Annotated in this window: 13 protein-coding genes; 1 reads left to right on the top strand and 12 read right to left on the bottom strand. The window is 64.9% G+C overall.

The window, feature by feature from the left end:
• Window positions 1–232: 232 nt before the first annotated feature.
• The 12 genes from ACRQ5Q_RS25445 to ACRQ5Q_RS25500 all read right to left on the bottom strand — a co-directional run bounded on the left by ACRQ5Q_RS25445 (window position 233) and on the right by ACRQ5Q_RS25500 (window position 11,731).
• A complete protein-coding gene (locus ACRQ5Q_RS25445; RefSeq protein ID WP_439392672.1) occupies window positions 233–592 on the bottom strand; it encodes a Zn-ribbon domain-containing OB-fold protein in 360 nt (119 codons plus the stop codon).
• Window positions 589–1,725 carry a thiolase family protein gene (locus ACRQ5Q_RS25450; protein ID WP_439392673.1) on the bottom strand — a complete coding sequence of 379 codons (1,137 nt, stop codon included), beginning with the start codon at window positions 1,723–1,725 and terminating at the stop codon, window positions 589–591. Before ACRQ5Q_RS25450 ends, ACRQ5Q_RS25445 begins: the two co-directional genes overlap by 4 nt.
• 24 nt (window positions 1,726–1,749) lie before the next feature.
• A complete protein-coding gene (locus tag ACRQ5Q_RS25455; RefSeq protein WP_439374977.1) occupies window positions 1,750–2,949 on the bottom strand; it encodes a CaiB/BaiF CoA transferase family protein in 1,200 nt (399 codons plus the stop codon).
• A 126-nt stretch (window positions 2,950–3,075) separates the two neighbouring features.
• Window positions 3,076–3,282 carry a hypothetical protein gene (locus ACRQ5Q_RS25460; protein WP_018645722.1) on the bottom strand — a complete coding sequence of 69 codons (207 nt, stop codon included), beginning with the start codon at window positions 3,280–3,282 and terminating at the stop codon, window positions 3,076–3,078.
• Window positions 3,283–3,407: 125 nt separating this feature from the next.
• On the bottom strand, window positions 3,408–4,577 hold the full coding sequence (locus tag ACRQ5Q_RS25465; RefSeq protein ID WP_439392674.1) for an acetyl-CoA acetyltransferase: 1,170 nt from the start codon (window positions 4,575–4,577) through the stop codon (window positions 3,408–3,410).
• Window positions 4,578–4,636: 59 nt separating this feature from the next.
• Window positions 4,637–5,287: a bifunctional 4-hydroxy-2-oxoglutarate aldolase/2-dehydro-3-deoxy-phosphogluconate aldolase gene (eda, locus tag ACRQ5Q_RS25470; protein WP_439374975.1), complete on the bottom strand. Its 651-nt coding sequence runs from the start codon at window positions 5,285–5,287 to the stop codon at window positions 4,637–4,639.
• A 9-nt stretch (window positions 5,288–5,296) separates the two neighbouring features.
• Window positions 5,297–6,271, bottom strand: a complete 975-nt coding sequence (locus ACRQ5Q_RS25475) for a sugar kinase (RefSeq protein WP_439374974.1) — start codon at window positions 6,269–6,271, stop codon at window positions 5,297–5,299.
• 29 nt (window positions 6,272–6,300) lie between these two features.
• A complete protein-coding gene (gene denD / locus ACRQ5Q_RS25480; RefSeq protein ID WP_439392675.1) occupies window positions 6,301–7,287 on the bottom strand; it encodes a D-erythronate dehydrogenase in 987 nt (328 codons plus the stop codon).
• Between the two features lie 66 nt (window positions 7,288–7,353).
• A complete protein-coding gene (locus ACRQ5Q_RS25485) occupies window positions 7,354–8,280 on the bottom strand; it encodes a carbohydrate ABC transporter permease (protein WP_439374972.1) in 927 nt (308 codons plus the stop codon).
• Window positions 8,273–9,190 carry a carbohydrate ABC transporter permease gene (locus ACRQ5Q_RS25490; RefSeq protein WP_439399866.1) on the bottom strand — a complete coding sequence of 306 codons (918 nt, stop codon included), beginning with the start codon at window positions 9,188–9,190 and terminating at the stop codon, window positions 8,273–8,275. Before ACRQ5Q_RS25490 ends, ACRQ5Q_RS25485 begins: the two co-directional genes overlap by 8 nt.
• A gap of 101 nt (window positions 9,191–9,291) precedes the next feature.
• A complete protein-coding gene (locus ACRQ5Q_RS25495) occupies window positions 9,292–10,611 on the bottom strand; it encodes an ABC transporter substrate-binding protein (RefSeq protein WP_439374971.1) in 1,320 nt (439 codons plus the stop codon).
• A gap of 52 nt (window positions 10,612–10,663) precedes the next feature.
• Window positions 10,664–11,731, bottom strand: a complete 1,068-nt coding sequence (locus ACRQ5Q_RS25500; RefSeq protein WP_018645714.1) for an ABC transporter ATP-binding protein — start codon at window positions 11,729–11,731, stop codon at window positions 10,664–10,666.
• A gap of 204 nt (window positions 11,732–11,935) precedes the next feature.
• Between ACRQ5Q_RS25500 and ACRQ5Q_RS25505 the strand changes: the two genes are divergently transcribed.
• The gene (locus ACRQ5Q_RS25505) at window positions 11,936–13,036 is read left to right on the top strand and encodes a LacI family DNA-binding transcriptional regulator (RefSeq protein WP_439392676.1); all 1,101 of its coding nucleotides are present in this window, start codon (window positions 11,936–11,938) and stop codon (window positions 13,034–13,036) included.
• Window positions 13,037–13,066 lie beyond the last annotated feature (30 nt).

A 13,066-nucleotide genomic window follows, 5' to 3' on the forward strand; every position in this document is an offset into this window, starting at 1 on the left:
AAGGAAGCCACCAAGGGGGCGGCCTCGGGAGCGCTCGCGCATATGCTGGCGGTGACGGCGATGCTCGTCATCGCCAGCATCTTGTTCTACGGGCGTTGAGTTACGCGTTCCAAGAGTTTTCGTCATTCCGGGGTGGCCCTCACGGGACCGCGCGTAGCGCGGCCCTAGCAGGCCAAGCCCAGAATCCCGTTCCCGGCCCGGTCTTCGGACCGCCCCCGAATGACGGATCCCCCTATTTGCTCTTGGCGAAGTACGGCACGAGCTTTCCGGCGAACGGCTCGAATCTCGCGACAACCGATTCGCCGATGGCGAGCCCATTCTCGCCATGCCCCATCATGCGGAATCCCTCGGCGCAATCGACCAGCAGGATGTTGTAGGGCACGTGCGCGCGCGTCTCGGGCGTGGCGGCGCGGCAGACCAGCGAGGTCGCGTACACCCTGCCCTTGCCGCTGGCGCGCGCCTCGCGCGGATCGGACGCCCCGCAGGCCGCGCAGAAAGCGCGATGGAAATACTGCACATGGCCGCACGAGGTGCAGGTCTGGTAGGTGATCGCCTGCTCGCCCTCGGTCCAGTCTGCTAGACGCTTGCTCATCGCACCCGCTCCAGAAACATGCTGACATGGGACGACAGCACGCCGCCGTCGCCGTGCAGCAGCGCTATGGACGCATCGCGCACCTGGCGATTCGATGCCCGCCCAGTCATCTGCAAATGCGCCTCGACCAGATGCGCCATGGCGCCGCCGACACCACAATGGCCATAGCTGAGCAGACCGCCATGGCTGTTCAGCGGCATCGCGCCGTCGCGGCCGAAATGCCCCGATCGCACGCGGGCGGCCGCCTCGCCGCGGCCCGCGAGACCGAGATCCTCCAGCAGCATGGCGAGCGTGATGGTGAAACTGTCGTAGATGGCGGCGTAGCGCACGTCGGAGATCGCAAGGCCCGTGGCTTTCTTCGCACGGGCGATGGAGATCTCGGCGCCAAGCTCGCTGAGGGCAGGCGCGGCGGTGACATGCTGATGGGTGTGGGCCTGGGCGCAACCGCGGATGCGCACGCCGGCCTCGCCCGTTCGCTCGCCGCTGATAACGAAGGCCGCGCCGCCATCCGACACCGGGCAGCAGTCGAGCAGCTTGAGCGGCATCGCCACCGGCTTCGAGGCCATGACGTCGGCGACCGTGATGGGATCGTGGAATTGCGCGCCGGGATGGGTGCAGGCGTGGCTGCGCATCAGCACGGCGAATTCGGCGAGGTCCTCTTCGCTCACGCCGTATTCGTGCATGTAGCGGTTGGCGACGAGGCCGTAATAGGCCGGGATGGTCGGGCCCAGCGGCACCTCGTAGTCGGGATGGCCGACTTGCGCCAGCGCCTGGATTGAGGCATCGCGGCTCTGCCCGGTGAGGCGGTTCTCGCCGGCGACGACCAGCACGTGCTTTGCGACTCCCGCTTGGAGCAGATGATGCGCGAGCATGGTCATCGCCAGCCCCGTGGCGCCGCCGACCTGCACGGCATGGGCGTAGGACGGGCGAATGCCAAAATGCTCGGCGAACACGGTGGCGAGCATGATGTGGGGCGAGACGGTGGAATAGCCGCAGAGGACGCCGTCGATCTCAGTGCGCTTCAGCCCGGCATCGTCGAGCGCGGCTTGCGCGGCCTTGCTCATCAGGTCGAGCGAGGACGAGCCCTCGTGCTTGCCGAATGGCGTGAGGCCGACGCCGGTAATGAAGCTCATGGTCTCTCCTCCTCGCCATTCCCCCTACTCCGGCGCCGAACGCGTGACGCCTTCGCGGACCAAGGCCGCGATCTCGTCCTCGGAGTAGCCGATCTCGCGAAGAATCTCCGCGCCGTGCTCGTTGAGCCGCGGCGCCAGCCGCACCGGCTCGGCCTCGGTCTCCGACCAGCTCGCCGTCACCTTCATGCTGCGGATCGGACCTTCGGTCGGATGCGTGACCACCGGGAAAAATCCGGTCGCCTCCAGATGCTCATCGTGCAGGATCGAGGCGAGATCGTGCATCGGCATCACCGGCACGTCGGCCCTGGTGAGCAGCTCGATCCATTCCGCCGTGGTGCGAGTCTCGAAGATGCGCGCGAGCTCGGCATAGACGACATCGATATTGGCGGCACGGCCGGCGAAGGTGGCGAACTTCGCATCGGCGCGCAGATCGTCACGGCCCGTCGCCTTGAAGAAATTCTCCCACTGCTTGTCGTTGTAGACGATGACGCTGAGATAGCCGTCCGAGGTCTTGTACGGCCGGCGGTCGCGCGAGAGATGGCGGGCGTAGCCGCCCTTGTCGAGCGGCGGCTCATAGGTGAGCCCGCCCATATGGTCGCCCATCACGAAGCCGGCCATGGTCTCGAACATCGGAATGTCGACGCGCTGGCCGCGGCCGGTGCGATCGCGATGCACGAGGCTGGCGCAGATCGCGCCGACCGCGGTGAGGCCGACGATGCGGTCGACCAGCGCGTTCGGCACGTAGCGCGGCACGCCGTCGCCGGTCTGGGCCATCAGCGCCGGCAGTGCGGTCGCGCCCTGGATCAGATCGTCATAAGCGGGCTTTGCGGCATAGGGCCCGTCCTGGCCGAAGCCGAACACACCGGCATAGACGAGGCGCGGGTTGATCTCGGAGACGACATCGTAGCCGAGCTGCAGCCGCGCCATCGCCTGCGGACGGACGTTGTAGACCAGCACGTCGGCATCCTTCAGCAGCCGCAGCACGGCTTCCCGGCCTGCGGGCTTCTTCAGGTCGAGGCAGATCGAGCGCTTGCTGCGGTTGGTGTTGAGGAACACCGGGCCCATGCCGGCATGGCGCATCGGGCCGATCAGGCGGGTGACGTCGCCGTCGAGCGATTCCACCTTGATGACGTCAGCGCCGTAGTCGCCGAGCATCTGGGTTGCGTAGGGCCCCATCAGCACGGTGGTCATATCGATGACCTTGATGCCCTTCAGCGGCCCCATCGTTCGCTCCCGATTGCGCGGGCTCTGGAGGCGGCCCAGCGATTTCAGTCCAGCTAAAGACAGGGACGCCGCGCGCGCAAGGGCGGCCGGGGTATGGCCGCATGCGCCGCGCGGCGATATCGGCCGCTATTTCTTCTGGCGGGATTCCCGGATCTTCAAGAGCCGTTCCAGCTCGTCATTCTGCTGATTGATTCGGTCGGCGATGCGCGACTCGTTCTGCTCGCCGGAAGCGGCCGCAGCCTGCTCGATGAGCTGGCGGATATTGTCCTCAAGGATTGCGATACGGTCGTTCAGTGCTTCGAGAGAAAGTGAATCTTCGTATGCATTGCTCATGATGCTTTTTTCCGCAAATCAATCAGGAGCGTTAAGGTGGGCAAAGCGAAGCGTGCCCACCATGATCTAGCGCAAGGAAAAGGTGGGCACGGCGCTTTCTCGCCTTTGCCCACCCCTACGAGAGCTTACTTGAGCGGCTCGAGCACCGAAACATAGTTGGCGACGGCCGCGCCGCCCATGTTGAAGATGCCGCCGAGTTTTGCATTTTTGAGCTGCATGCCCTCGGGCGCCTGGCCGGCGAGCTGCATCGCGGTCATCACATGCATGGAGACGCCGGTGGCGCCGATCGGGTGGCCCTTGGCCTTCAGGCCGCCGGACGGATTGACCGGCAGCTTGCCGTCCTTGAGCGTCCAGCCCTCCTTGATGGCGCGTGCGCCCTGCCCCTTCGGCGTCAGGCCCATCGCTTCATATTCGATCAGCTCGGCAACGGTGAAGCAGTCATGGGTCTCGACGAAGGAGAGATCGGACAGCGTCACACCGGCCCTCTCCAGCGCGCGCTGCCAGGCGACGGTGCAGCCCTCGAACTGCAGGATGTCGCGCTTGGACATCGGCAGGAAGTCCTGGGCGTGCGCGGTGGCGCGGAAGCCGATCGACTTGCTCATGCCCTTGGCGGTCTCGGCATCGGCCAAAACCAGCGCCGCGGCGCCGTCGGAGACCAGCGAGCAGTCGGTGCGCTTCAGGGGACCGGCGACATACGGATTCTTCTCGCTCTCGGCACGGCAGAAGTCGAAGCCAAAGTCCTTGCGCATCTGGGCGAAGGGATTGGCGACACCGTTCTTGTGGTTCTTGGCCGCGATCAGGGCCAGCGCATCGGACTGGTCGCCGTATTTCTGGAAATAGGAGCTGGCGATCTTGCCGAACACGCCGGCGAAGCCGCCGACCGTGTCGCCGTCCTCAGGCAGATAGGAGGCCTTGAGCAGGTTCTTGCCGATCTCCGGCCCCGGCGTCCGCGTCATCTGCTCGACGCCGACGACGAGCACGATCTTGGCGGCGCCTGCGGCAATCGCTCGCAGGCCCTGATGCACCGCGGCAGAACCGGTGGCGCAGGCGTTCTCGACGCGGGTCGCCGGCTTGAAGCGCAGCTTCGGGTCGGCCTGGAGCACCAGCGAGGCGGTAAAATCCTGCGGCGAGAAGCCGGCGTTGAAATGGCCGAGCACGATCTCGCCGACGTCGGAAGCGGAAATGCCGGCATCCGCCAGCGCCTCGTTGGCGACGCGGGTGACGAGGCTTTCGACGGTTTCGGTGTCGAACTTGCCGAACGGCGTATGCGCCCATCCGACGATGCTGGCGGTCATGGTTTTTCTCCCTAGCGGTCTCTGCCTGACCTAAGTCTTAGCCCAGGGATGGCAAGACTTCACGCAGGTTTAAGGGCCTGGAGAGTGCGCTGGCAGATGGCAGTTATGCCGGCCCAGTTCCCCGCCCTGATCTCCGCTGTCGGGCACAGCCAGGAACCGCCGACCGCCACCACATTGGGCTCGGCGAGCCAGGTCGCCGCATTGGCCTCGCCGACCCCGCCGGTAGGGCAGAACCGCACGTTCGGGAACGGGCCGCCAAGGGCGCGCAGGCCCTTGATGCCGCCGGCCTGCTCGGCCGGGAAGAACTTTGCGACGTCGAAGCCGTGGGACAGCGCCATCATCAACTCGGACGCCGTGGCAATGCCCGGCGCGAATGGCAGGGAGCTGTGGGCCGCGGCCTTGAGAAGATCCGGGGTCAGGCCCGGGCTGATGCCGAACGCGACGCCGAGCTTCTCGACGCGGGTGAAGTCGGCCGGATTGAGTATCGTGCCGATGCCGACGATCGCTTCGGGGACCTCTGCCATCACCGCCCGCGCCGCCTCGATCGCAACGGGGGTGCGCAGGGTCACCTCCAGCGTGCGGACGCCGCCGGCGACCAGCGCACGCGCCAGCGGCACGGCGTCCTGGATCCGCTCGATGGTGAGGACGGGGATGACGGTCGCCGTCTTGAACAGCGCGACGAGGTGGTTCTGTTGAGCAGTCGTGGTCATGGTCTCGATTCACTTGGTCGCTTGGCGAGAGGCCGCCGGCCGGTGCCGCTTCTTCGGCGGCATGGCATAGCCCGGAATGATGGCGCCGGGATAGCAGATCACGAGGCTGGCGAGGCGATGGCCGGCCTGGGCCGCCTCCGCCGGCTCGGCGCCGGCGAGCCGGGCCGCGATATAGGCGGCCGCAAAGCTGTCGCCGGCCGCCGTGGTGTCAACGACAGGTTTTGTCATTTGTTCGGCACGGACTTCGCTGGTCCCGCCGGGGAAGCGCAGCAGGCTCACGGGCTCGGCCAGCCGGAACACAAGCTCGGGCGTGGGAATGCGCGCCATCAGTTGCCCGTGACTCTCGCCGGGGTAGAGCGCGAGCAGATCCTCGGTAGAGGTCAGCACGATGTCGGCCGCCGCGAAGGCCGCGGCAAACACCTCGCGGGCCACGTCGCGATCGGGCCAGCCGCGCGCGCGGAAATTGGTGTCGAACACGAAACGGGTGCCGAGCAGGCGCGCGCGCTTGATCGCCGCGAACAGGCGATCGCGCCCGGCCGCATCGTAGATCGAGAGTGTGATCGCCGAGAGATAAACGATGTCGTAGCTCATCAGCGAGTTGAGCAGCTCTTCGGTCTCCGGCAGGCTCATCAGTTGCCGCGCCGCCGCGCTGTCGCGCCAGTGGAAGAACTGGCGCTCGCCCTTGGCATCCGTCTGGATCATGTAGAGGCCGGGCAGCTTGCCCGGCAGCCGCACCACGCGCCGCGTGCCGACGCTCTCCGCATTCCAGGCCGCGATCATCTCATCGCTCAGGGCATCGTCGCCGAGCGCCGTGAGGTAATCGACCTTGACCTCGAGCCGCGCGAGATACACGGCCGTGTTGAGGGTGTCGCCGCCGAAGCCGCGCGAGTACAGCCCGCCGCCCTGCCCCTGCCCGGCAGAAGCACCACCCTGGGCCTGCCGGAGCTCGACCATGCATTCGCCGATGCAAGCAACGCTCGCCATCGTCATATCCACGCTGTTCATCGGTTAGGTCAGGCGACGAAATTACCGCCGAGCTCGTCTTCGATGTGAATGCGGATAATATCGTCGAAAGTCTTCTCGGCGGTGGTGAAGCCGAGCTCGCGCGACCGCTTCGCGTCGAAATTGCGCGGCCAGCCGCCGACGATGCCGACGATGAAGGGATCGGGTTCGCGCTTGATGCGGGCGGCGACCTTTTCGCCGGCAACGCGCTTCAACGCGGCGATCTGCTCGCCGACGGTGGCCGACAGGCCCGGCATGGTCAGGTTGCGGCGCGGGCCGACGGTGGCGAGATCCATCGTGCCGGCGTGGAGCAGGAAGCCGACCGCGGAGCGCGGCGTGGCGTGCCAGTGGCGCACGTCCTCGGAGACCGGGAGCACGGCTTCCTTGCCGGCCAGCGGCTCACGCAGGATGTTGGAGAAGAAGCCCGATGCCGCCTTGTTGGGCAGGCCGGGCCGGATGCAGATGGTCGGCAGGCGGATGCCGATGCCGTCGAGGAAGCCGCGACGCGAATAGTCGGCGAGCAGGAGTTCGCCGATCGCCTTCTGGGTGCCGTAGCTGAGCAGCGGGGTGTGGAAGAACTCGTCGCCGATCGCATCCGGGAACGGCGCGCCGAACACCGCGATCGAGGACGTGAACACCACGCGCGGCTTGTAGCCGCCACCGACGAGCCTGATCGCGTCGAGCAGCATCCGCGTGCCGTCGAGATTGATGCGGTAGCCCTTGTCGAAATCGAGCTCGGCCTCGCCAGAAACGATCGCGGCGAGATGGAAGATCACGTCAGGACGGCCGGCGATCAGCTTCTCGGCCGCGCCCGGGACTGCGAAATCGCCCGAGACGGTCTCGACGGGAAAACCGGGCTTCTCCGGCTTCTTCGGCTCGACCACGTCATGCATGGTCAGCTTGGTGATGTCGGTCTTGCCGAGCCGGCCGTCACGCAGCAGCCGTTCACACAATTTGCGGCCGACCATGCCGGCGGCGCCGAGAACCAGAATGTGCAAGAGCTTAACTCCTTCTTATTGGCCGGAACGCGCCGCTCCTGGCGCGCCCTCAGGCAAGCCCCGCGATCATTCCTTCACGGCGCCGGTCATCGCCGACACATAATGCTCCACGAAGAAGGCGTAAAGGATGACGAGCGGCAGCGAGCCGGCCAAGGCCCCCGCCATCAGCGAGCCCCAGCGGTAGATGTCGCCGTCAACGAACTCGTTGACGATCGCCACCGGCACCGTCTTGTTGCTGGTCGATTGCAGGAATGTCAGGGCGTAGATGAACTCGTTCCAGCACAGGGTGAAGCAGAAGATGAAGGCCGAGATCAGGCCGGGAATGGCGAGCGGCAGCACGATCTTGAGCAGGATCTGCCAGCGGCTCGCCCCGTCGATCAGGGCGCATTCCTCGAGCTCGAACGGGATGGTCTTGAAATAGCCCATCAACAGCCAGGTCGAGAACGGGATCAGGATGGTCGGATAGGTCAGGATCAGCGCCAGCGGCGAATCGAACAGGCCGTACTGGAACACGACGGTGGCGAGCGGAATGAACAGGATCGAGGGCGGCACCAGATAGGCGAGGAAGATCAGCCCGCCGACGAGATTGGCGCCCTTGTAGCGCAAGCGCACAATGGCGTAGGCCGCGAGTACAGATGCGATGATCGAAAGCACCGTCGCACAGACGGCCACGTACATCGTGTTCCAGAGCCAGTGCGGGTAGTAGCTCTCGAACAGCAGCTTGTGGAAGTGCTTGAACGTCGGATTCCAGGTCCAGAACGGATTGTACCTGTCGAGATCGAGCAGTTGCTCGTCCGGCTTCACCGACGTCAGTCCCATCCAGTAGAACGGGAACAGCAGGATGAAGACGATGATCGCGAGCGGCAGATAGAGCGTCACGATCCGGCGCGGCACCGACTGCAGGTAGCTCATGCCCTCGCTGTGATCGGCCGTAGGCGCCGAGCCCGACAGCACATTCTTGAGATCGATGGATCTGGTGGGCAGGTCAGTCATTGCTCTCTCCCTGCTGCCACTTGCGACGCTGCAGGCCGAACCAGGACACCATGATCGCAGCCAGCAGGAACGGAATCATGGCGCTGGAGATCGCGGCCCCCTCGCCCAGCTGCCCGGCGATGATCGCGCGCTGGTACGACAGGGTCGCCATCAGGTGGGTGGCGTTGACCGGGCCGCCGCGGGTCATCGCCCAGATCAGCTGGAAGTCGGTGAAGGTGAACAGCACCGAGAAGGTCATCACGACGGCGATGATCGGCGTCAGCAGCGGATAGGTGATGTACCGGAAATTCTGCCAGCGCGTGGCGCCGTCGAGGGTTGCAGCCTCGTAGAGCGAGGGCGAGACGGTCTGCAGGCCCGCAAGCAGCGTGATCGCCACGAAGGGAACGCCGCGCCAGATATTGGCAAAGATCACGCAGATGCGCGCCCAGGTCGTGTCACCAAGGAAGTTGATGTTCTGGTCGATCAAGCCGAGGTGCTTCAGCGACCACGAGATGATTGAGAATTGCGAGTCGAAGATCCACCAGAACGCCAGCGCCGAAAGCACCGTCGGCACGATGAAGGGGATCAGGACCATCGCGCGCAACATCGCCTTGAACGGCATGTTCTCGTTCAGCAGCAGCGCGAGATAAAGCCCGATCGCGAATTTGAGGGCGCTGGCGACGAAGGTGTAGAGCAGCGTGTTGAACACCGACAGCCAGAAGATGGAATCGTCCCACAGCCACTCATAGTTCTCGGTCGCGACGAAGTGACCCACCCTGCCGATGCGGGTGTCCGTGAAGGACAGCCAGATGCCGAGCCCCAGCGGATAGGCCAGGAAGAAGATCAGGAACGCCATGGCCGGCACCATGAACCAGAAGCCGAGCCAGTTGCGATTGTGTTTGAGCTGGGTCCAGGCGCTGTCCTCGCTCATCTGAGGCTTGGCCCGGGGAATTGCGACATCAGCCATGCCCTATATCCCTGATCGAAATGTTGATGAGCGGGCGGCCGGGATGGCCGCCCGCCCCGTGACCGTCAGCGATAGATTCGCTTCAGCTGGCGCTCGGCTTCCGTCATCGCGCCCTTCGCATCCTTGGCGCCGGTGCAGTAGTTGGCGAACATGTCGACCACGATGAAATCGGCGATCGCGGTCGCCGCCTTCTCACCGACCGTGCCGATGCCGGACGCCGGCAGCGTGCGCTTCGAGGCCTGCGAGAACACGTAGTTCTTGGGATCGGCGGTCCAGATCGGCGCCGACTCGTAGGCGTTCAAGGTCTGCGTGAGATAGCCTTGCGCGCCGTCAAGCCACTTCTCGTAGTTCTCCTTCTCCAGCATGAAGGCGACGAAGGCCTTTGCCGCGTTCGGATATTTGGTGAAGTTGAAGGCGAGGATAGGCAGCGCGAGCTGCAGCTCGGTCGGCTTGCCGACCGGGCCGACCGGCCAGAGCGCGTGATAGGTGTCCTCGGCAAGCTCCTTCTTGGTCGGATCGGTCTTGGCGGCCACGTAGATCGAGATGCCGTTCGCCGTGCAATAGAGCTCGCCGGCAAGGTACGCCTTGTTGTTGGACGAGTCGTTCCAGGACGGGGTGCCCGGGATGAAGCTCTCATACAGCGACTTGCAATATTCCAGCGCCTTCGCCGTCTCCGGCGAATTGATGATGATCTTGTCGTTCTGGTCGACCGTGTAGGCGCCGTGGCCCCACAGCACCCAGTGCAGCCACGAATTGCCGTCGCCCGAGGCGTGCCCGAGCGCAAAGCCGGCAGGCGTATTGTTCGCCTTCAGGGCCTTGCACATCTCGAGGAAGCCGGGGAAGTCCTTCGGGAATTCCTTAAACCCGGCCTTGTCGAGCGCCGACTTGCGGTAGGTCATGTAGCCGCCGTTGGTCGCAACGGGAATGCCGAGCCAGTCGTCGCCGAGCTTGCAGGTCTTGGCGGCCGCATCGGTCCAGCCGCCGTATTTCTTGCCGAGATAATCGGCGACGTCGTTCATCTTCAGGACTTTGGTGGGGAACAGCTGCGGCAGCGTGTGCAGACCCCAGGCGAGATCGAGACCGGAACCGGTGTTGGCCGCGACCGAGGCCTTCGGCTGCACGTCCTCGAAGGACTCGCTGAACACGTTCATCTCGGTGCCGGTCGCGGCCTTGAACGCCGCCACCATCGCGTTGAACGCATCGTCTTCCGCCGGCACGAAGCGCTTCCACCGCATCACGGTCAGCTTGGCGCTCGGCTCGGCCTTCCAGGGCGCGCTCTGTGCCCAGGCCCTGGCGAAGTCGAACAGCGCCGGCCCGGTCAGCATGCCGGTGGCAGCCAGAGCCGTTCCGCCTTGAAGCAGAGCCCGGCGGGTGAAGTCTTGCATGTCGTCCTCCCTGTAATGCTTCTTGTTGTCTTATTAGTTGTCGTCTTGTGCGCTAGGCGTTCATGCGCTTGCCCGTCGCATCGTCGAACAGATGGACCAGCGACGGATCGGGCTTCAGCCGCACCTTGTCGCCCGGATTGAACTGATGACGCTCGCGGAAGACGGCGACGACCTGCTCGCCGCCGAGCTTGGCGAACACCTGCGTCTCCGAGCCGGTCGGCTCGACCACGATGATCTCGGCCTCGGCACCGTCATCGGCGATGGTGAAATGCTCGGGCCGCACGCCGTAGACGGCGGGACGGCCGTCGGAGGCCGCCGGCGCAGTCTTGAGCGGGAGCTTGACGCCGTTCGGCCCCTCGAAGGTCGCAACGCCGTTGACGCGCACATGCCCCTTCAGGAAGTTCATTGCGGGTGAGCCGATGAAGCCGGCCACGAACTGGTTCTCCGGCTTGTCGTAGAGTTCGAGCGGCGTGCCCATCTGCTCGACGATGCCGTCATGCATGACGACGATCTTGTCGGCCATGGTCATGGCCTCGATCTGGTCGTGAGTGACGTAGACGGTGGTCGTCTTCAGCCGCTGGTGCAGCTCCTTGATCTCGGTGCGCATGGCGACGCGCAGCTTGGCGTCGAGGTTCGACAGAGGCTCGTCGAACAGGAAGACCTGGGGATCGCGCACGATGGCGCGGCCCATCGCGACGCGCTGGCGCTGGCCGCCGGAGAGCTGGCGCGGATAGCGATCGAGCAGCGGCGACAGCGCGAGGATCTCGGCGGCGCGCTTGACGCGCTTGTTGATCTCGTCGGAGCCGGCATTCCGCAGCTTCAGCGAGAAGCCCATGTTGTCCGCGACCGTCATGTGCGGATAGAGCGCATAGTTCTGGAACACCATCGCAATGTCCCGCTCCTTGGGCTGGACATTGTTGACGACACGGTCGCCGATGGAGATCGTGCCGGAGGTGATGTTCTCGAGGCCGGCGAGCATGCGCAGAAGCGTCGACTTGCCGCAGCCGGAGGGGCCAACCAGGACGACGAACTGGCCGTCCTCGATCGGAATCGTGACGCCGTGCAGGACTTCAAAATTGCCGAACGATTTCCGCACGTCGCGGATTTGCACAGACGACATCTCGCTCCCTCCTCCGACCCAGGCGACGCAACCCTCGCGCCGCCACCGTCTTTTTTCCGAACTTCGCCGAACTGAAGCCCACGCTATGGCAGGCGACATTGTCGGCAGTTTGCGCGGCTTTGGCAATTTGTCTTTGGTTAGTCGTTGCTGGTAGCGCTGTCAACGATCCTTTGTTTGCGACAGTGGCTATGCTAAGAGCAGCAAATGGGTCGAAAACGCACCAAGTCAGGCAAAATCCGGCTGGCGGAAGTCGCCGAGCTTGCCGGTGTGAGCCCCATTACAGCGTCCCGTTTCTTCCGCAATCCCGAAGCACTGTCGGTTGCCAAGCGGACGCGGGTCGAAAGCGCGGCCAAGGAGCTCGGCTACGTGCCCAATCTTGCGGCACGCGCCCTCGCCTCGCAGCGCACCGAGGTGATCGGTGTCTTGATTCCGTCACTCACCAACAACGTGTTTTCCGACGTGCTGCGCGGCATCTACGACGCCTCCGAAGGCAGTCGTTACTCGATCCAGCTGTCCAACACCCGCTACAGTATTCTCCAGGAGGAGAAGCTGCTGCGCCTGTTTCTGGCGCAGAAGCCGGCCGGGCTGATCGTCACCGGCATCGACCAGACCGCGGAATCGCGCGCGATGCTGGAGGCGGCCGACTGCCCGATCGTGCAAATCATGGAGATCGGGCCCCATCCGGTCGACATGATGATCGGCTTTTCCCACTATGATGCAGCACGCGCGGCGATTGCGCACCTGTTTGCGCAAGGTCACCGCAAGATCGGTTTCGTTGGCGCGCGGATGGATCCCAGGGTGCAGCGGCGGCTGGACGGATATGTCTCCGCCATGAAGGACGCCGGCCTGTTCGAGCAGCGCCTCGTCGTGACGACAGCGACGCCGACCTCGGTGACGCTCGGCGGCGCCCTGTTCGCCGATCTGCTGGCGCGCGAGCCCGACCTCGACGCGGTGTTCTGCGCCAATGACGACCTTGCGCTCGGCGTGCTGTTCGAATGCCGCCGCCGCGAGATCGGCGTCCCCGAGCAGATCGCGATCGTCGGCTTCAATGACCTCGAATTCATGGCCTCCGCCGTCCCCACCCTCACCAGCGTGCGCACCAACCGCTACGAGATGGGCAAGACGGCCGCCGCCATGCTGATCGAGGCGATCGAGGGACGGCGACCGGAGCAGCCGGTGCTCGACCTCGGCTTCAAGGTGATCGAGCGGCAAAGCTCGTCGTCGCGGCAGCCGGACAATAGGCCCGCCCTATCGGGCGGCGCCGCACCGAACAAAATGGTAGCGTTACCAAGCAGCCATGACTAATATCGAACTTGTGAGGAAACGACCCGCCAA

Origin of the sequence: Bradyrhizobium sp. PMVTL-01 (genome assembly GCF_051861855.1) — a bacterium.
Lineage (GTDB): Bacteria > Pseudomonadota > Alphaproteobacteria > Rhizobiales > Xanthobacteraceae > Bradyrhizobium.

Excerpts from the sequence above, each read along its gene's own strand:
- ACRQ5Q_RS25495 (WP_439374971.1), bottom strand. The coding sequence starts at position 10,611 with ATGCAAGACTTCACCCGCCGGGCTCTGCTTCAAGGCGGAACGGCTCTG.
- ACRQ5Q_RS25450 (WP_439392673.1), bottom strand. The coding sequence starts at position 1,725 with ATGAGCTTCATTACCGGCGTCGGCCTCACGCCATTCGGCAAGCACGAG.
- ACRQ5Q_RS25465 (WP_439392674.1), bottom strand. The coding sequence starts at position 4,577 with ATGACCGCCAGCATCGTCGGATGGGCGCATACGCCGTTCGGCAAGTTC.
- ACRQ5Q_RS25490 (WP_439399866.1), bottom strand. The coding sequence starts at position 9,190 with ATGAGCGAGGACAGCGCCTGGACCCAGCTCAAACACAATCGCAACTGG.
- ACRQ5Q_RS25460 (WP_018645722.1), bottom strand. The coding sequence starts at position 3,282 with ATGAGCAATGCATACGAAGATTCACTTTCTCTCGAAGCACTGAACGAC.
- ACRQ5Q_RS25505 (WP_439392676.1), top strand. The coding sequence starts at position 11,936 with ATGGGTCGAAAACGCACCAAGTCAGGCAAAATCCGGCTGGCGGAAGTC.
- eda (WP_439374975.1), bottom strand. The coding sequence starts at position 5,287 with ATGACCACGACTGCTCAACAGAACCACCTCGTCGCGCTGTTCAAGACG.
- ACRQ5Q_RS25445 (WP_439392672.1), bottom strand. The coding sequence starts at position 592 with ATGAGCAAGCGTCTAGCAGACTGGACCGAGGGCGAGCAGGCGATCACC.
- ACRQ5Q_RS25485 (WP_439374972.1), bottom strand. The coding sequence starts at position 8,280 with ATGACTGACCTGCCCACCAGATCCATCGATCTCAAGAATGTGCTGTCG.
- ACRQ5Q_RS25500 (WP_018645714.1), bottom strand. The coding sequence starts at position 11,731 with ATGTCGTCTGTGCAAATCCGCGACGTGCGGAAATCGTTCGGCAATTTT.
- ACRQ5Q_RS25475 (WP_439374974.1), bottom strand. The coding sequence starts at position 6,271 with ATGGCGAGCGTTGCTTGCATCGGCGAATGCATGGTCGAGCTCCGGCAG.
- ACRQ5Q_RS25455 (WP_439374977.1), bottom strand. The coding sequence starts at position 2,949 with ATGGGGCCGCTGAAGGGCATCAAGGTCATCGATATGACCACCGTGCTG.